Source organism: Ureibacillus yapensis, assembly GCF_003515775.1.
GTDB classification, from domain to species: Bacteria; Bacillota; Bacilli; order Bacillales_A; family Planococcaceae; genus Ureibacillus; species Ureibacillus yapensis.
Genome location: NZ_QWEI01000009.1, coordinates 84,020 through 103,117, shown reverse-complemented (window position 1 = coordinate 103,117; position 19,098 = coordinate 84,020). Strand labels below are relative to the sequence as shown.

The window sequence follows — 19,098 nt, the reverse complement described above, 5'->3', positions numbered from 1 at the left end:
GTATCAGTTTGATAAGACGATACGCTTAATTAGCAATGTTGTTGATCACTGTGTCAATTTGTCTAGCGGCATCATTGCCGCTTCTTAGTTTTCTTATTATTATATCTCTCTGCCGGTGTCAAGGGTTCGTTTGCAAGTTCATGATCAAACTCCCTTGATAAATTCTTCCTTACTGCTTGCTCATCACTAGCGGTCCCATTTAATTTGTTCTTCGGACTGTTACTCACTATATACACCTCCATGTTTTTAGTTTGCCACGTGGTGTCCTTAGTATGTATTTTTGTTAAATGTTATGTCTAATTTTAGGCTTATCGATTGTTTAGTGAATAAGAGATTATTTTAAAGATAGAAAATGAATCAAACTAAAGGTGCAGCCTTGTAGAAAGAAAGGTGTCTTTGTACATGAAAAGAGCCAAATTCAGGTGCAACTTTTTAAGAAAATTGTCCTTTACTAAAATGGAATACGAGTGGCTTTTCGTATATTGCAACCTGGCGTAATTCGAGTATAATTTGTTTTTATTAGTAAACATCTTCAACAATGATCGTTTTTATTTGAATTAAATTGCAAAATAAGAAAGGTTGACATTTGTGGCTGAAATGACTAGTGAAGAATATTTGTATGCTTATTGTCAGTTGATTTTACAAGGCTATTCAAGAGAAGAAGCTAAAAAAATTATGGAAATAATTAAAGGGAAAATGAAATCTGAATATATAAAATTTGAAGATATTATGCAGAAGCTAATTCCAGAATAGGGCGCAATTCTTAATGAAGAATTGTGTCTTTTTTTAATTGGGCACCTATAGCTTATATCTTGTTAGCATTGCCTTCTTTAGCAATCAGGCCATTTAACTAAGCAAGTAAAAAATATATTTAAGGAACTTTTCTCAAATTAATTCGTATTACAGTTAACATTTAATAGGGAGGGGGGTTAAAAATGGATATAAATTTTTTCTGGATAGCTGTAGGGTTAGCAGCTTTGGGCTATTTTATAGGAGATGGATTGAAGAACTTTAAAAATCCAAAAGGGAGTTCCTCAGGATATCCCGCATTAATAAAAGAAAATGAGTTGTATCTTTATTTAGGATTAAGTAAAGAAGAAGTGAGCGATCTGCTAAGTAAATATCCCGATGCACCAAAAGTTGAGTTGAAAGGGACTACATATTATCCGTATCAACATTTTTTAAAATGGCTGTCATCTAACGATATTTATAAAAACTAACTTTTAGAATCAATAATGGTACTAACTCGAAATGGAGGTGAAATTCTTGAGGCCCGAACTAAAAAAGGATTTGAATGTACAAGACTTTCTCAATTTTTATTGGTTAAAAGAAGAATTACAAACCTTTTGCAGGGAGCATGGGATAAATGCTTCTGGTTCAAAAACTGAAATTTCAAATAGGATAGCTGCTTTTCTTTTAACCGGAGAAATACAGAAGACGCTGAAGAAAAGAAAGTCTCCTTCAAAGGAAGTGATATCAACAGATTTAAATTTAGATACGGTCATAACAGAAAATCACCGTTGTAGTCAAGCTGTAAGAGCCTTCTTTAAGTCACAGATTCCAAAATTTCATTTCTCCACCTATATTCAAAATTATTTTAGAGAAAATGTAGGAAAAACATATCGGGACGTTGTCAATGCATGGTATGAAGAAGAGGAAAGAAAAAAAGACCCCTCGTACAAAAAAGAAATAAGCTCACAATTTGAATACAATCAGTTTATTAGAGACTATTTTGCGGATCCACTAAACAAAGGCAAAAATCGAGAAGAAGCAATTAAAGCTTGGAATAAAATAAAAGAACTCCCGGGCAGCAACAAATACAAAGGCTAATTTACATATGTTGATATATCTGATTATTGCAATAAATAGCGTGATTCTCAGCAAGAATTGTGCATGGTTTCGTTATGTTTAAGACCTTCTTTTCCTCAGTTTAAAATTGTATCAAACAAGTAAAGAATTCTTGGGTATTACGGTTTAACAGGAACACATATTTCGCAAGAAGGATTGCCAGTCATATCTCCAGTGTATTTTTCCAATATTGGTTTGTTATCCATTTCATATCCATTACTTTGAAGTGATTGATAGATTTCATGATACGCTTTTTGAATTGCATCTGCAGTATGCTTCACTTCGTAAACAAGATACTTTCCACCGAGAATTTCACCCTCCAGAACGGAATTATCCACATCATAATCATTTGGAATTACAATGCAAGCATCAAATCTACAGTTATCAGGAAGTGTTGTTTCTGGACGATCTTGTGGAATAGCAAATAATGTTGCAGATTCAAGAAGATTTTTCTCTTTAGCCCATTTTTTTATATACTCCATTGCTTCAATATTGTCAGGTCCATAGGGGCCAATTCTTCTTATATAAGCAATGCGATAGTTTGGAAATGTTTCAACTTTAAATTTTATTATTATCTTCCTTTCTTATTTTTACTTGTTTGATACATCTCGAATTTAGCATGCTTTAAAAAAATAGACACTTTAATTTTTAAATTTTTACCAAATGGTTTTAAATCACAATCTTTTGCAATTGGGTGCTTTTCTAAATAAGGGATACGTCTGTCTTCATGAATAGAGAAATGATCTGGGACAACTCTTTATAGAAAACTAAAATAAATGTATGAATTTAAGCAACGAGTAATCTCTTTAGCAAGATTGATCAAAAAAAGATTCTCTTCATTCGGTATGATGACTTTGAGGTGAGCAAGTTGTATTACAGTGACGTAACGCAAAGAGTAATTTCATTTATTGAAAGCAATCTGACGGACGATATTCAACTGGATACTTTTCCAACGATTATTGGTTACTCAAAATATCATTTACTGCGTATTTTCAAGCAAGAAACAGGTATGTCAATTGGCGAATATATACGTCAACAGCGATTAGCGACGGCTTCTGCGCTGCTATTGCATACCGATGAATCTATATTGACGATTGCTTTCTTATTTCACTTTCAATCTCAAGAGGCGTTTACAAGAGCGTTTAAAGAAGTGTACGCCTTGCCACCGGGAAAATATCGAAAGCTTATAAAAGTCGTACGAATGATGGAGGATGAGAAAGAAATGAATCAAAGTAAACAAATTAAAGGCTGGGGTTTAAGTGGATCTAACCCTGAACTGTATGAATTAACAGTAGACTCCAATGTTTTTCATACAGGAACAAAATCAGGGCTGCTTTATGCAAAAAGTGAAGCAAACTCGCAACACTTCGCTACAATGATGCAAGGTTTCCAAGCACATGGCTACAAGGGAAAACGATTAAAGCTTTCATGTTTCTTAAAAACGGAGAATGTGCTTAAATGCGGTGCTTGGCTTCGTATTGATAATGCCGCTGGAGATACGATTCAATTTGATAATATGGATAATCGATCCATTCAGGGAACCACAGATTGGAATCACTATTCAATCGTGTTAGATGTTCCTGAAGATAGCTCTTCTATCCACTTTGGTGTTTTACTGATTGGCGAAGGAAAGGTTTGGTCAGATGGATTCCGTTTTGAAGAAGTAACGGAAAAAGTACCTACAACTAATATGCTTAACGTTGAACATCTGCCAAAACAACCAAGCAATTTAGATTTTAGTGAATTATAGTCCTTATGGAGAAGGTAAGCAACAAACAGTTCATTAAAGAGAACCAATCAGAAGAAATAGACCATAAAATGTACAAGAAACCATCATTGTCCAAAAGGATGAATGGTGGTTTTTTTGTTTAGCTCATCTGAGAATTGGGGGATGAATTTACTGGGAACACACCCATTAATTGGACTATATAAATGTTGATTTATCCTCTATTGGTAATAAAAAACTGCTACTATAATGATATAGTTTGAGACTATAAGTTTAATATAAGGGAGTTATATCATTGGCAAATGCAACAAGAGTTGGGAGACTGCTTATATTTTTATTGTTATTTACAACTATAAACCCGCTGATATCAAGTGCAAATGGCGTTAATCTCTTGCCATTTGAAGATAAAAAGTTAGGGAGAAATAGTCATGCTTATTTATCTATATACGGTGTTCCATCCACGCAAATGAAAGAGGCGTTTGTTGATAAAATTGCTGTCTACGCAATGCAAGCAAATGAAGAGTGGGGAATCCCGGCCAGTGTAGTTATTGGAATGGCCATTCTTGAAAGCGGATATGGAACAACGAGAATTGCCATAAATGCCAATAACATATTCGGAATTAAGGTATGGGGAGTTAATCCGAATAATGCGTGGCAACTTAAGGGGCAACCAGATGAGGACTATGAACCGGTTCCTGTTTTAGCCGATTATGGAGAAAATCGAAAGGTATTCGATGAAGGCAAAAGAAGGGATAACTGGTATCGTGCCTTCTCTTCCTATAAAGAAGCGGTTGATTATTTGGCTGGGAACTTGCTATTAAATCAAAGATATGGTTTCGCAAAAACAAATTATGAAGAAAGAGTCAAAAGTGGATGGAGTTTTGAGCAGGCATCCAAACAATATCTTTACGACATTGCCAATGCGGGGTATAACCATTTGGGCGGGGAATACTATCGAAATATAGTAGGCTCAAGGATGGATGAGTGGGATTTATATCAATATGATAAAAGAAAATTTAAAGACGTAGCTGGACATTGGGCCGAAGAACAAATCCTGTTTATAGCAGATAAGGGTTGGATATCCGGTTATCCGGATCGAACATATAAGCCGAGCAATTCTTTAACCAGAGCGCAAGCCGCTGCCATTATGAGCAACTTTTTAGCGCTGTCTCCAACAAATGAAGGAATTTCATTCAAAGATGTCGATGATGGCTTTTGGGCATTAAAACCGATTAGTTTGGTAGCGCAACATAAAATAATGAATGGTGTTGGCGATGGGCGTTTTTCCCCTAATACCGTATTAACAAGAGCGCAAATGGCACAGCTCTTTTATAGTGCCGGTTTTTATAGCCAATCTGCGAACAATCGCATGAATTCATATAAAGATGTAGGCAAAAATTTTTGGGCATACATAGCGATTGAAACTATGAAACAAGAAGGAATTATGGATGGCTATTCCGATGGACGATTTGGCCCTAATGATTTCACTACAAGAGCACAAATGGCCGCTGTAATTTACCGGTTGCATCAAAAAGGTTTTAATAGATAAAAGTCAGCAAATTTAGAAGCGCTTTATGTGCTTCTTTTTTCTTGAAAATAAATAGGATTGAAGAATAAGAATAGTCGATAGTCTGTTTCAGCAAAAGCAAGTGGAAGTGGTGCGGTAAGCATGGGTTTATCTTGTTCAGCTAAAGTGCCTTTTAATTGAATAAGAAATTCAAACATAACTAGATATTTATGTTAAAATCTGGTGTGTGGTTTTCAAGCAATGTATTAACAAGAAATGTTAAGGGGTTAATAAATTAAGATATAAAGAATTGAGGGTAATGGAAATACCGAAATGGGGAACCTATTTACGTGAGCAATGGCGTGCAAGTTTTGCAAGTCATCTTTCAAATGAAGAACAAAAATTGATTGGGATGGATGGGTTCCTGTGGCACTTATGTAGTTGGGAAAGGGTTAAATGTTTTGCGAAAGATGAAGCGATAGCTGCCTTTAATAAGCAATCGAAAATTAAATGTACTATCTTTTATCAATTTATAGATGAAGCTTATCTTCTTGAAAATGCTAGAACACTTACAGTAGAAGAACTTCCATATGATTTATATGATATGTACCACAGCGACATATATATAATGGATTGGAATTCTAAATGGACGTTTATCATGACACATGAAAGTGAACTTGGCCCTTACTTTATTCAGAAATTTTAGGGATTCCTTAATTATTTATTCGATAGTACGTGCAATAAATCTAAAACCTAAACTCAACAATCCGGCGCTTTTCTGAAATAAGGGATGCGTCTTTCTTTCATGAATAGGGCAACAGATTTGAACAATACCTAGATATATAGGTTATAGTTTATAAGAGACTGTGAAGTTAGTAATTAAGGTAAGCATAAGCATTTTGTTCAAAGGGAATTTAACTAAAGTAGAACTTGGATATAATCTAGGACAATTTGGCAGAATTTAATGGAAATAATAATTAAATTAATAAAGAAATAGTATAACATTAAAGCTGTAAAAAATGATGTATGAATCGTTTTTATAATCTCTTCACAAACAGATAAGGGTGTATTAAATGCTAAAAACAAGCAATAAAATAACATTGAAATCCTTGATAATAGGGGTTATTGCATTGGCCTTCTTATTATCTATTGCCAGTAGTATTTTAAGTAGTTATCAAGGAACTATCAAATTATTAAAAGAACAATCACTGGAAACGAACAGAGTATATTCACAGAAGCTTTCTCAAATGGTAGATGTGCATTTGAGCAATGCCCTTAAAGTTCTTGAGTATAGTTCTATGGAAATGGCTAGTAGTATGGATGATGAAGAAACATTAATTAAAGAAGCTAGTCGTTTACAGCAGCAAGAATTGACATTTAATTCTGTGACGATTGCGAATGAGGAAGGCTTAATACTTGCAGGGGCACCAATAGAATTTGGTCTTAAGGGAAAAACCATTACGTCAGAAGAAGGAATAAAAACGATTAAGAATCAAAAGCCTACAATCACAAAACCATATACAGCCTCCACAGGTAGAGTGCTTATTACCATTTCATATCCTATCTTTTCACAAGAAGGAAGATACGAAGGGTTAATTAACGGGACGATATACCTCCATGATTCAAATTTTTTCAACATGATATTAGGGGAACATTATTATAATGACGGATCTTATGTATTTGTTGTGGATAAAGAGGGGCGTATTATTTATCATCAAAATCCAGAGCGTGTCGGTGATGTCGTATCAGAAAATGAAGTGGTCAAACGTCTTATGAATGGTGAAAGTGGAGCGCAAGTTGTGACAAACACGCTTGGTACGAAAATGCTTGCAGGTTATAGTTCAGTGGAAAATACACATTGGGGGGTAGTAGCCCAAACACCCCAATCAGTTGCTCTCAATTCAGTTGAAAAGCTAGTGTTGAATATGTTTTTAACCGGACTTCCACTCCTTTTAGTTGCCATCTTTTTTGCTATTTTTGCAGCAGGGAAAATCGCAAAACCATTGCAAAGTATTGCGAACATGACTGAAGAAAGTGTAAAAGAAAGCGAAATGGAAAAATTAATTCAATTGAATGCTTGGTATTATGAGGCGCGTCAAATAAAAAATGCAATGATTAAAAGTTTCTCTTTCTTGCATGGTCAGGTAAATTTATTTATGGACAAATCGACTATAGACCCACTGACAGGTGTAATGAATAGGCGAACGCTTGAAGAAATTTTGCAAACAGGGACTGAAAAAGAAGAAGAACTTTCTGCGATTATGCTGGATATAGATCACTTTAAAAGCATTAATGATATTTACGGACATGCAGTGGGGGATGAAGTCCTAAAGTATTTTGCAGAGCAAATGAAAAAGGCTACACGCGAACAAGATTTATGTTTCCGATTTGGTGGAGAAGAATTTATTATTTTATTACCCGAAACGAATGCGCGAGATGCCTATATGATTGCAGAGCGTCTTCGCAAAGCATTAGAAAAAACAGATAGTCCTTTTGGTCGTCCTGTTACATTTTCAGCAGGTGTTGCCTCATTTCCTGAAATGGCTGCTAATTCCACAGAACTATTGGAATTAGCGGACAAAGCCCTATATGAAGCAAAGAAAGCCGGACGTAACCGGGTTATTATATTCAATCATTAAGTGGACAACTTTTTATTGGATATTCATAAACTGAGTAAAAGTAAAAAAATGCCTTCACTTTACACTTGTAAAGTGAAGGCATTTTTACGTGATTAACAGAATGTATCTGTCTTTTTTGGATTACTTAATCCAAATAATGGTCGAATAAATAAAGCAACTCCTGTACCGATCATTGCAAAGATCATCCATACCCATCCGTGTAAGCTGAAAGATGAAATACCGCCAAAGTAGGCACCGATATTACATCCGAATGCTAATCTTGCTCCATACCCCATTAGGAGTCCTCCAACTATAGAAGCACCAGCTACACCTGGTTTAACTTTCTTCGGTTTAAATGTACCTTGGGAAGTTGCTGCGATAAATGCACCAAGAATAATGCCGAAATTCAAGACACTTGTGGAATCAGCCAATACAGACTGGGAAAGAGCCTCAGATCCGGCAAAGTATCCCCATGATTGAACGTCAACACCCGCTGCTTGTAATGTTTTCCCTCCCCAAAGAGCGAATGCACTTGTTACCCCCCACGGTGTACCACGTACCGCTAGAACAATAGCATTTAAGATTGCTAGAATAATACCTGCAGCAAATAACGGCCAAGAACCTCTAAAGATTTTCTTCCACCCACTTGTTGTAGCAAGTGGTTTCATCATTGGGGGATTTTTTCTTTTGGCATATTGAACTAATGCGAAATAAATAAAACCAAATAAAGCCAATTGTACAATCCATGCTCCAAAGAATCCTAGTCCTGTTGATTCAGCCAATGAAAAAGGTTCTAATGAAGGAGTACCTAACCAAAACGGCAAATGATAAGCGCCCAGTGTTGAACCAATCATAAAGGTTACAAATGTAATAAGCATGGACGTTGCACCGCCGCCGAGATTATATAACAATCCGGATGCACACCCATTGCCAAGCTGCATTCCTATTCCGAATAGAAAGGATCCCAAAATGACACTTACACCGACTGGCGAAACATAACCGCTAGGGTCAACCCCAGTAAAGCTAAAGCCAGTTCCTAAAATAACCGCAAATAGTGTTGTTGATACAGCAAGCATAATCATATGTGCTTGTAACCCCTGAACATTACCGACAGACATGAGTCGACGGAATGCGGACGTAAAGCCAAAACGAGCATGCAATAATGTTACTCCAAGTGCTAATCCAAGAATATATAAAACACCCTGTGTCATCCCGGCTGTATTAATAATGGCAAATAATAATATGATTGCAATTAAAACACCAAATGATAGTAGTGGTTTTTGTACAGGGTTAAGAGCTTGTATAACAGTTGTTGGATTTTTAATAAAAGGCTTCTGTTGATATTCTATTTGTTGTTTCATTCTAATCCTCCTATTTCATATCTGTTTAATAGGGATATTAACTTACTTTTGCAGTTGTGTAAATGGTAAAAATAGAAAGCAGCTTTTTTCAGCCAATCATTAGTCAATTAAAGGACGCTTTAGTTTAAATTGCAACAGTAGAAGAATGATCAAAAAAAAGGACTCGATTCCCCTAAATAGGAATCGAGCCTATATAAAATTAAACTCTCAGCACAATGTGTTGCCATATACACTCGAAACATTGTAAGGCTGTCGCGTGGTTGGAGTTAGTGTAATAGCTGTGTTGAAAATACCTATGTGAATTTCAGCTTTCTGCTTTTTTAATTTAAACTTTTAAAAGGCTAGTTTTATTTATTCAATTCCTTATATAAAACATATTTTAATGCAGAAATTTCATCTTCAGACAGCTTGCCTTCAATTTCGGATAATACTTCATCCTTACTAATTGAACCGTTTTGCGCTTGTTGCTGAATCTCAAGTAAACGATTAACGCCCACTTTTTTGATTAACACACGTGTTGCTTCTTCCTTAGTTTGGAAGGGAAGAGTATCCGGATTAGTAGTTGCTGCCTCGTTTACAATTTCTTGAACCTTCGAATCGTTCTCGATATAGGATTTTACTTCTTCTAGATTTTCATCATCTAAAGTAGAGTCCACTTTTTCGATTATTTTTTCGGAAGCGATATTTGTCCCAAAATGCCACGCAGCATAGCCAGCTGCTCCGAGTAATATAAGAATTATGGCGGTAATTGTTAAAAACTTTTTCATCAACTCACCCCTGACACTTTGAATATAGCATAACTTTTAAAAAACCACGAAGAAAAAATATTCCCTATTATGGATTTAATTACACTACCTAGAACGCGGAGCAGATAAGTTTTCACCCTAGAATATAGGTAGCATAAAATTATCTATTGTAGGTACGACTATATTTCCAGCTGGTACTTGATACACAATCATACGCCACTCTTGAAGAGAAAGGATGACTTATTCAGTGTTCGGGCCAGATTGTTGAACAACCTTAAAAGGAAGTTGGATATTTATGTTAAAATATAGATGAAGTTTTGAAGAGAGGTGGGAATATGAGTATAAAGAAAATTACTCCCGTACAAGGGGTAGTAATATTCGGATTATTGTCATTAATGGTGTTTGCAATTTTAATTGCTTCTCAATTTTATCTTAGTTATACAGAAGTAACAAAAGCAGCCAATAGTTGTTTTAACATTGGTGGATATCCTATTATTCAAAAAACAGGTTTAGAAATGACGTATTTCGAGTGTGTAAAGAATTAATTTTAATTTTCTACATTAACGGGGACTATAAAACCTTCGAATTTTTAATTAGAACTAATCTTACTTAGGGACAGATAGTGAACAATCTATTTGTGAGTTAACGTGGACTTTAGTTGAATGGATAACTATCTTTAAAAATCGGGCGCAATTCTGGAAGAGGAATTGTGTCTTTTTCAGTAAGCGGTCCATTTTCAGGAATAATATTGAATCAATAAGAAAACTAGGTATTCATGTTAATAGATAGTATTTTAAACTAAAATGCTTAAAATATCCCTACGGTTTAGGGGATAAGGAAATTATGAAGGCAAAACATCGGATTTATTAAAGTAAGTAATAACTACATAGTGTGGGAAGCTGACTCTTTCGAATTAATATAATCTGAAGGGGGCGGTTTTTTTATACCCCAAATTATTTTTAAAAAATGAATTGGCACATAATGCAATGGTATTATTGTACATTTGGTTGTTCAGTGTTAACAAATCGGAATTTTTCATTGTGTGTCCTTAACAGATGAAACTATATTTATTGGTTATAAGGTCTAACGACTCAAGCTTGATAAGCTTGTATAATAAGTGTTGTCAGCAACTGTAAATAAAGTGAAATTCAGGTCAAATATCTAAAAGTTGTTGATGATAAAACAAACGATCCATTCGTCTTTGGAAATTAACTTCATGGAGGTTTCAAATGGAAAACGAAGAAATTATCAAAAAGAAGAAGTTTCAACTTCCGCATATTTATGTCATCTTATTTATTTTCAGTGCACTGGCTGCCATTTCGACTTACTTTATTCCTGCAGGTCAGTTTGAGCGTGTGCCAGGTCCGGAGGGAAGAACAGCGATTGATCCGAACTCATTTTCACATGTGGAATCTACACCAATTGGTATAGCTGATTTCCTTACTGTTATTCCACGGGGACTAATTGATGCCGGAGAAATTGTATTTTTCACGTTTATTATCGGCGGTATGTTTATGGTGCTGAAGACAACCGGAATCATTGAAGTGGTTGTGGACAGGCTGGCAAACCGTTTTGCCAAAAATAGTATTTTGCTGATCCCGATTTTAACAACAGTATTTGCAATTGGAGCAACATTAATCGGAACCCCTGAGCTATCGCTAGTTTATATTCCTGTCATTATGCCCTTAATCATTGCCTTAGGGTATGATTCCATTGTAGCTGCAGCGATTGCTCTTGTCGGTACGGTTGTCGGATTTACTACCGGAGTTTTAAACCCAATAAACGTAGGATTGTCGCAAAAAATTGTAGGTGTCCCGGTGTTTTCAGGATTGCCTTTGCGTTTAGCGCTTTTTATTGTTTGTATATCGGTGGGGATTTTCTTCATCATGCGCTATGCAAAAAAGGTACAAAAGAATCCATTAAACAGCTATGTTTATGAAGATGACCAAGAAAAAAGGGAACTTTACAAGCAGAAAGACAAAATTGAAGCGAAAAGCATGAACACAAGACAAAAATACGCTTCGGTTGCTGCATTTATCTTCCTTGGAATATTAGTCTATGGGGTGCTTCAGCTCAATTGGTTCATGGTAGAGATGGCAGGTCTATTTATCTTTATGGGAATCGTTGTCGGTCTGATTGCTGGACTGAACGCTACCCAGATCTCTAACGCGTTTACGGAAGGATTTCGTGATGTGCTTATGGGAGCCATTATTATTGGACTTGCCCGTTCTGTCGCAGTTGTGCTTGAAGACGGACAAATTATGGATTCGATCGTTCACAGCCTAGGTTCAATGGTCGGCGAGATGCCATCCGTCCTCGGTGCAGTAGGTATGTATCTGGTTCAGCTGACGATTAACTTTATTATCCCGTCCGGAAGTGGACAGGCCTTAGTCACGATGCCGATCATGGGTCCGCTTGCAGACATGATTGGCGTAACAAGACAGACAGCTGTACTTGCGTTCCAGTTCGGGGATGGCTTTGCCCATATACTATTCCCGACGTCTGGTTACTTTATGGCTGCACTCGTTATTGCTGGAGTATCCTGGCAAAAGTGGATTCGTTTCTATATGCCGGTATTCCTTGTATTTTCAGGAATTGGGATTGTTACGTTGGTTATCGCTCAGATGATTCAATACACAGGCTAAGAGTATTTGATTACAAGAAGAATGAAGCTGGTTCCAATTGTGGAAGTAGAGATGTAAACCTGACGAACTGGGTTTCTATTAAGATACATATGATGCCTAATTTCAGACTAAAGAGGAGTTGCTAAAACTCCTCTTTTTTAATTAGCTGACTTCGGTGAGTAAAATCAATCCAAATATAGTGCTAAACTACATATTCCTAAAGAATATAGATGTGGATATTTATGTTAAAATTAAGTGGGTGTGAAGAAATGTAATTAACAGGCAGGTATCTATACGAAGGCGAAACTTTATTAAAAAGGTGTGCTTACTATGAAGAGCAATTTAGAAAAACGATTTAAGTATTTATATACAGGGGAAAGATTTGCGATAATATTGTTCATACCTCTTAGTTGCTTAATTAATTACACATACCCTAATCTGCAATTATATTCACTACTTTCTTTTTGGATTTCATTTTGCTTATTGTTGTTTATTCTCATTCAAGGAACTTATTATTGGCATTCCAAATGGAAGCGCCTTATTACCGAAAAGAAATCTAAAACTCCAATTAAGACTGTTAGACTATTGAAAAAAATGAAAACAATTAACATAGTTATAATAATTTCTTCTATAATTTTATTTATTATTGATATACTTGTTCACTATCCCAATCTGCCAATCAAAGGGTTATTAATCAACGGATTTATATTTATTTTTGCCATACTCGAATTTATTAATTACTTCTATATTCAATTGTCTTATGATAACTTATCTGACATTAAATATTTAATAAAAACCAAGAAACTTAAGCGTTCTTGTTTAAGCAAAGATTTTAAGCACACTTTATAATTTAATTACTTCATATAAAATGAGAGATTGAGTTTTCTTATTGTGCTAATTAGGATCGTTAGTTGAATAAAAATCTTCAACAATCGGGCGCTTTCCTTGAATAATAAGGAAAGTGCTTTTTCCATTAAAGGGCCAGATTCTTTAGTAACGCGAAAAGGTATTGTGAAGAAGTATACTTATAGTCAAAGAAATCAGAAGTTAATAAAGGAGATTAAAATGGATATTAGGAAACTTGATAAGGGTGAAAAACTTCCAATGGAATTGCTATTATTGGCTGATCCATCAAGAGAAATTGTTGAGGAATATGTTAATAGAGGTGAATGTTTTATAGCTGAAATAGAACAGCAAATTATTGGAGTTTATGTGTTACTTCCAACTAGACCAGAGACAGTGGAACTTGTGAATGTCGCAGTCATAGATGAACTACATGGTAGAGGTATAGGCAAACGGTTGGTAATGAATGCAATTAGGGTAGCTAAGACAAAAGGCTACAAAACAATTGAAATTGGAACTGGAAATTCTAGCATAGGGCAACTGGCGCTTTATCAAAAATGTGGCTTTAGAATAGTTGGTGTTGATAGGGATTTTTTTGTTAGGCACTATCCAGAAGAAATTTTTGAAAATGGGATTCAGTGCAAGGATATGGTTCGTTTATCTCAAGATATATAGGTTAAAGGTATATGTTGTTCAACAATCGGGCGCGTTTATTTAGAGAAATCAGCAAAGAGGTTAATGGCTTCTAGAATTAATTGCTGCCAATCAATATAAAAGTGGGATATACAATCATACTAAAAGAAATCGAGGTAGCGAATGGCAAAGGACGTCAACTTGAAAACTTGTCCATCTTTGATTTTTCACTCGATGAAAAGGAAATGGGGCAAATCGCCGAATGTGAATATGGAATGCTGTTTGGAAAATTTAAAGGATCATTTAACGATGATTCTCTTTTTTTTAGAGTAAAAAGGTGAATGGAAAATCTCGAATGTCCGATTCTTCCAAAAAAATATGCAAAATAATTAATAAATAAGGATGATTGAATACTCTCAGTCTCCCAAAATGAAGAATAACAATATTGCTGCTTCCATTCTTACAATATTAAGACTTTATTTAGGCTTTGGTTTCCTTGTTGCTATTGAGGGGAAAATAACGAGTGGTCAATTTAATGCCAGTGAATTTATTGCAAATGCCATCAACAATCCTGTAACAGTTCCGGATGGCATAAGTGTATTTGGTTTTTATACAGCATTTTTAGAATCAATCGCATTGCCAAATGTACACATCATGAATTAATGAACCTTGTGCTAAAGGTAAAAATCAATCACATGATTATTTATATGTGCATCTGACCAACTTGGAAATGGAAGTCTCCGTTTCATCAATTTAGGAGGGGATGTTATATGTTTTATGAAGCTGGATGAATGGATTGGTATTCTTAAAATTCCAAAAATATAAATGAAAGCGCTTGCCAAATTGTGGATTGCTTTTTTATAATGGGTTAATAACTACCATATTAGTATACTAGTATGGCAACTGAGGATGGAAAGGAGGGTGATTTTCATTCCCTTTTGATATACGGAATGCAGTATATAAAAGAAAGAGGAAGATGGATGGTAAACAATATCGTAAACGCAAAAGAATTTGCTTATGAAGAAATAAAAACAGGAATTTTAAAATTAAAGTTAACTCCTGGAACCAAAATTTCCGAAAAAGCGATGTCTGATCGATTGAATGTCAGCCGCACGCCAATAAGGGAAGCTTTTTTGAAATTAGCCGAGGAAGAATTGTTAACGATTGTCCCGCAGAGAGGTACGTTTGTTTCACTCATCAATTTGGATCTTGCTGAAGAGGCTCGGTTTGTGCGGGAGATCATTGAGACAAAGATTGTCGAACTATGTTGTGACCACGTTGCAGAAAAATCTATCTTCAATCTTGAAGTCAACTTAAAAATGCAAGAGCATCATGTAAACAATCATAAACAGGTAAAACAAATCGATAAATTTCATGACTTGGATGAGCATTTTCATAAAGAGTTATTTATCGCTTGTGGAAAAGAACGGACATGGAAAATGATTCAGAATATAGCAGGTCATTTAAATCGCTTTCGATTGTTGCGATTAATCGATACAAAAGATTTGGACTGGGCATTGTTACTGGCCCATCACAAGGAAATATATCAAGCCATTGCTGAAAAAGATAAAAATAGGGCAGTCGAGCTTATGGAAGAACATATGAGATTGATGCTGTTTGAAAAGGAAATTCTGCTTCACGAGTTTCCAGAATATTTCTATTCATCTGAATAAGTAGAGGCCAACAATATGCAAATGGCCTTTTGATGGTGCGGAGTAGGCAATGACTCGATCTCGCTAAAATAACATTGCCGAATTGTTGGATTAAAGGTTCGTATGGGTGCTGCAAGATGTACCTGCAGAATAGGTTTAGCCGCTCGAAAGGATTGAAGAAGTGGTAAAGCAGGCCAACGCGTAAGGCTTACATACCAAAGTGATGGAGAGTGTGAATCTTCTAGAAGATATTAAACTCGGATTGCCTCCAAGAGAACAATATATTCAGAACTTAAAGAAACCTTGAAAAATTTAAGTCAATTTGGCGTGAAAGTCGTCTGCTATCACTTTATACCATTTTGATTTTATAAAACTAAATAAAAGGAGGGCGTATTGATGCCTAGAAAAAATAAGGAAATTACGCTCAGAACGAGTGTTGGATTTGGATTGACCGACATGATGGGCGGTGGAGCGTTTACCATAATTGGAGCTTGGCTGCTATTCTTCTTTACAACTTATGCCGGCTTATCGCCGGTTCAGGCTGCTTCCATTATTGCGATTGCCAGGATTGTGGATGCTGTCGTCAGTTTATTTGTAGGACCCATCTCGGATAACTTTTTTAAATTCAAATTGGGCCGGAAATATGGGCGACGGAGATTTTTCTTGCTCATAGGCTCTCCATTGATGCTCGTCTATGTATTGCTTTGGGTAGACGGTATGAGCTTTTACTATTATCTGTTCACATACTTGGCTTTTGAAATTATTGCGGCCATGGTATTGATTCCGTGGGAGACACTTCCATCCGAAATGACAACTGATTTTAATAAGCGAACAAAACTTTCGACTGCAAGAATGTTTATTTCAGGGCTTGGTACATTTTTGGCAACCTTTATTCCAGGTCAATTATTTGGTATGCTTGGCCAAGATAGTTCTACGGCATTTTTAATTAACGGCGCCATCTTCGCGGTTATCTTCGCTGTTTGTGTTTATATCTCTTACCGCACCACTTGGGAACGGGAAGTGCCGCCGGAGGTAATGCAGCAATTTGCCGATCAAAAGAATGAGAAAATAAGCTTTGCTGATCGACTAAAGGTGATTGCCCAAACCATGGTTGATTATGCCTCTACCTTCAAAGTAAAGAGTTTCCGAAAACATTTATTGATGTATATTAGCTCGATGACAGCGAAAGATGCGTTTAACGCAGTATTTGTTTTCTACTGTGTTTATGCGTTGAATAGTTCGTCGGAAGTTGCGGCTAATTTACTCTCTTTAAGTATTATTGGAATTCCTGGGGCCATCATTTATGGATTCGTAATAATCAAGATAGGGCCTGCAAACTTGGCGAAAATTTCTTATTCAACAATGATTCTTTGTGTTTTCGGTTATGCGGCAGTGTATTTCTTAAATCCAAGCAACTTAATCCTGACATTAGTCATTATTTCGTTCTTCTATCAAATCGGAAGAAGTATGCTGGAGTTTGTCCCTTGGAATGCATTCCCATTCATTCCGGATATAGACGAAATGATTACGAAACAAAGACGCGAAGGAATCTTTGCCTCAGTAATGACTTTCTTTAGAAAGTCTTCCGTTGCGCTTGCTACTTTCCTGGTAGGGGCAATTTTGGAGGGCGGTGGATTTGTCCAAAACGCATCGACGCAGCCTGACAGCGCAGTTCATACGATTATAGGCATTATGCTCGTTGGAGTGGTTGGACTGCTTCTTGTGGCGCTAATTACTGCCTTCACATTTAAATTAAACAAAGAAACACACGGTATTCTTGTGGATGAAGTCAACCGTTTGAAAGACAACGGCAGTAAAGAAGATGTCGATCCAAAAACAAAAGAAGTTGTGGAAACACTTACGGGGTATAAGTATGAAGACTTGTGGAATGACCAACAGCCTGTTGGCTATCCTCAAGCAGAGAAGATTAAAGAGGAGACGATTTAATTGAAGACCTTTATGGATAAAGATTTTTTGTTGCAAACAGATACGGCAAAAGTGCTCTATCACGACTTTGCTGCTAAAATGCCAATTTATGATTACCATTGCCACTTGGACCCGCGTGAAATCTATGAAAATAAAAGATATAAAAATATCACGGAGTTGTGGCTTGGCGGCGACCATTACAAGTGGCGCGCGATGAGAGCAAATGGAGTAGACGAATATTACATTACGGGGGAAGCAGATGACTACGAGAAATTTGTCAAATGGGCTGAAACCGTAGAAAAGCTGATGGGAAACCCGCTCTACCATTGGACACACATGGAGCTAAGACGATACTTCCAGGTGGATACGATCCTGAAAGGGGCGACTGCCAAAGAGGTTTGGGATGCATGTAATGCGAAGATTCAAGACCCCGACTTTTCGGCAAGACGTTTAATCGAACAGTCAAACGTCGTACTGATAGGTACAACAGACGATCCGATTGATGATTTGCGTTATCATAAGATGATTCAAGAGGATCAAGAGTTTTCGACTACCGTGTTGCCGGCATTTCGTCCGGATGCCATCATGGCCATTCAACAGACGCAATTATGGGCAGAGTATGCAGGTAAGCTTGGACAGCTGACCGGAATTGAGATTACAGATTTCTCGAACCTCATGCGTGCGTTGGAAAGCCGGATCGATTATTTCAATGAAATCGGCTGTAAATTATCTGATCACAGTATCGAGACAGTTGTCTATGAACCAGCTACATTGCAAGAACTTGATGCGATTGTACACAATGCATTGAACAATGAGCCCATTTCATTAAAGGAAAACAATCAATTTTTAACACAGCTCCTTGTAAATCTCGGTAAAGCCTATCACAAGAAGGGCTGGGTAATGCAATATCATATTGGGGCATTGAGAAATGCGAATTCGCGCTTGTTCCGTGCAATTGGAGCAAATGTGGGTGCAGACTCTTTCCGCGATGGGGGGATTGCCGTACCTCTTTCACAATTACTGGATGAACTTGACCGGGAACACAACCTTCCAAAAACCATCTTGTATGGCCTGAATCCAAAAGATAATGAGGTACTGGCTGCGATGGCCGGTAATTTCCAAGAAGGAGGTATCCCATCGAAAGTACAGTTCGGATCCGCCTGGTGGTTTAATGATCACATCGACGGTATGGAGGCGCAAATGAAGGTACTTGGGAATCTCGGATTATTATCCAGATTTATCGGGATGCTGACGGATTCACGGAGCTTTTTATCTTATAGCCGCCATGAATACTTTAGAAGAATATTGTGCAATATTGTCGGCAATTGGGTTGAAAATGGAGAATACCCAAATGATTTAGCCTGGTTAGGTCAAATCGTTCAGGATATTTCTTATAATAACGCACAAGAATACTTTGATTTTAACCTAAAGTCTTCACTAGCGCCGAACTGATTCGAAAGCGAAAAAATGGACCGCTTGTCGCGTAGTTTGTAAACATAGAAGAATCCGAATACCTGGTGATTGAGAATCGTCTTCCAAACGGTAGACGCGTTGGAAAAAGTCGGTGTCGTCTTTACCGAGCAACACGTGGTGGACCTTGTCGAGCGAATGAAA

19 protein-coding genes and 1 pseudogene are annotated in these 19,098 nt (G+C 36.6%); 16 read left to right on the top strand and 4 right to left on the bottom strand.

The window, feature by feature from the left end; translation table 11 throughout:
* Positions 1 to 71: 71 nt before the first annotated feature.
* A complete protein-coding gene (gene sspO, locus D1B33_RS14785; protein WP_233549495.1) occupies positions 72 to 227 on the bottom strand; it encodes a small acid-soluble spore protein O in 156 nt (51 codons plus the stop codon).
* 361 nt (positions 228 to 588) lie between these two features.
* Here sspO and D1B33_RS18515 point away from each other — a divergent pair, with 361 nt between their 5' ends.
* From D1B33_RS18515 to D1B33_RS14775, 3 genes are all read left to right on the top strand, one after another.
* Positions 589 to 753, top strand: coding sequence for a hypothetical protein (locus D1B33_RS18515; RefSeq protein WP_158582998.1), 165 nt, complete (start codon positions 589 to 591; stop codon positions 751 to 753).
* A 182-nt stretch (positions 754 to 935) separates the two neighbouring features.
* Positions 936 to 1,220, top strand: coding sequence for a DNA-binding protein (locus tag D1B33_RS14780; protein ID WP_118877172.1), 285 nt, complete (start codon positions 936 to 938; stop codon positions 1,218 to 1,220).
* Between the two features lie 46 nt (positions 1,221 to 1,266).
* The gene (locus D1B33_RS14775) at positions 1,267 to 1,830 is read left to right on the top strand and encodes a DUF6434 domain-containing protein (RefSeq protein WP_118877171.1); all 564 of its coding nucleotides are present in this window, start codon (positions 1,267 to 1,269) and stop codon (positions 1,828 to 1,830) included.
* 137 nt (positions 1,831 to 1,967) lie between these two features.
* Here D1B33_RS14775 and D1B33_RS14770 read toward each other — a convergent pair whose 3' ends face one another.
* Positions 1,968 to 2,417, bottom strand: coding sequence for an AraC family transcriptional regulator (locus D1B33_RS14770; protein WP_118877170.1), 450 nt, complete (start codon positions 2,415 to 2,417; stop codon positions 1,968 to 1,970).
* 299 nt (positions 2,418 to 2,716) lie between these two features.
* Here D1B33_RS14770 and D1B33_RS14765 point away from each other — a divergent pair, with 299 nt between their 5' ends.
* The 4 genes and pseudogenes from D1B33_RS14765 (at position 2,717) to D1B33_RS14750 (ending at position 7,720) form a co-directional block, all read left to right on the top strand.
* The gene (locus D1B33_RS14765; protein WP_118877169.1) at positions 2,717 to 3,598 is read left to right on the top strand and encodes a helix-turn-helix transcriptional regulator; all 882 of its coding nucleotides are present in this window, start codon (positions 2,717 to 2,719) and stop codon (positions 3,596 to 3,598) included.
* A gap of 271 nt (positions 3,599 to 3,869) precedes the next feature.
* Positions 3,870 to 5,123: an S-layer homology domain-containing protein gene (locus D1B33_RS14760; RefSeq protein ID WP_118877168.1), complete on the top strand. Its 1,254-nt coding sequence runs from the start codon at positions 3,870 to 3,872 to the stop codon at positions 5,121 to 5,123.
* A 253-nt stretch (positions 5,124 to 5,376) separates the two neighbouring features.
* Positions 5,377 to 5,787, top strand: a pseudogene (locus tag D1B33_RS14755) (DUF4275 family protein); the annotation flags it as partial.
* Positions 5,788 to 6,154: 367 nt separating this feature from the next.
* Positions 6,155 to 7,720, top strand: a complete 1,566-nt coding sequence (locus tag D1B33_RS14750; protein WP_118877166.1) for a sensor domain-containing diguanylate cyclase — start codon at positions 6,155 to 6,157, stop codon at positions 7,718 to 7,720.
* Between the two features lie 92 nt (positions 7,721 to 7,812).
* Here the strand turns inward: D1B33_RS14750 and D1B33_RS14745 are convergent, their stop codons facing one another.
* Both D1B33_RS14745 and D1B33_RS14740 read right to left on the bottom strand, forming a co-directional pair.
* Positions 7,813 to 9,060, bottom strand: a complete 1,248-nt coding sequence (locus tag D1B33_RS14745; protein ID WP_118877165.1) for a YeeE/YedE family protein — start codon at positions 9,058 to 9,060, stop codon at positions 7,813 to 7,815.
* 347 nt (positions 9,061 to 9,407) lie between these two features.
* A complete protein-coding gene (locus D1B33_RS14740; RefSeq protein WP_118877164.1) occupies positions 9,408 to 9,827 on the bottom strand; it encodes a hypothetical protein in 420 nt (139 codons plus the stop codon).
* Positions 9,828 to 10,141: 314 nt separating this feature from the next.
* Between D1B33_RS14740 and D1B33_RS14735 the strand changes: the two genes are divergently transcribed.
* From D1B33_RS14735 to uxaC, 9 genes are all read left to right on the top strand, one after another.
* A complete protein-coding gene (locus tag D1B33_RS14735; protein WP_118877163.1) occupies positions 10,142 to 10,351 on the top strand; it encodes a hypothetical protein in 210 nt (69 codons plus the stop codon).
* A 684-nt stretch (positions 10,352 to 11,035) separates the two neighbouring features.
* A complete protein-coding gene (locus D1B33_RS14730) occupies positions 11,036 to 12,451 on the top strand; it encodes a YfcC family protein (RefSeq protein ID WP_118877162.1) in 1,416 nt (471 codons plus the stop codon).
* 309 nt (positions 12,452 to 12,760) lie between these two features.
* The gene (locus tag D1B33_RS18670) at positions 12,761 to 13,279 is read left to right on the top strand and encodes a general stress protein (protein WP_118877161.1); all 519 of its coding nucleotides are present in this window, start codon (positions 12,761 to 12,763) and stop codon (positions 13,277 to 13,279) included.
* Between the two features lie 216 nt (positions 13,280 to 13,495).
* Positions 13,496 to 13,948, top strand: a complete 453-nt coding sequence (locus D1B33_RS14720) for a GNAT family N-acetyltransferase (protein ID WP_118877160.1) — start codon at positions 13,496 to 13,498, stop codon at positions 13,946 to 13,948.
* Positions 13,949 to 14,335: 387 nt separating this feature from the next.
* Positions 14,336 to 14,569, top strand: a complete 234-nt coding sequence (locus D1B33_RS14710; RefSeq protein ID WP_118877159.1) for a hypothetical protein — start codon at positions 14,336 to 14,338, stop codon at positions 14,567 to 14,569.
* A 317-nt stretch (positions 14,570 to 14,886) separates the two neighbouring features.
* Positions 14,887 to 15,579, top strand: a complete 693-nt coding sequence (locus D1B33_RS14705; protein WP_118877158.1) for a GntR family transcriptional regulator — start codon at positions 14,887 to 14,889, stop codon at positions 15,577 to 15,579.
* 202 nt (positions 15,580 to 15,781) lie between these two features.
* Complete coding sequence (locus D1B33_RS18890; RefSeq protein ID WP_407656746.1) at positions 15,782 to 15,865, top strand: hypothetical protein; 84 nt, start codon at positions 15,782 to 15,784, stop codon at positions 15,863 to 15,865.
* Positions 15,866 to 15,954: 89 nt separating this feature from the next.
* Positions 15,955 to 17,505: an MFS transporter gene (locus D1B33_RS14695; protein ID WP_118877157.1), complete on the top strand. Its 1,551-nt coding sequence runs from the start codon at positions 15,955 to 15,957 to the stop codon at positions 17,503 to 17,505.
* Positions 17,506 to 18,936 (top strand): glucuronate isomerase, encoded by a 1,431-nt coding sequence (gene uxaC, locus D1B33_RS14690; protein ID WP_118877156.1) that lies wholly within the window; start codon positions 17,506 to 17,508, stop codon positions 18,934 to 18,936.
* Positions 18,937 to 19,098: the final 162 nt, after the last annotated feature.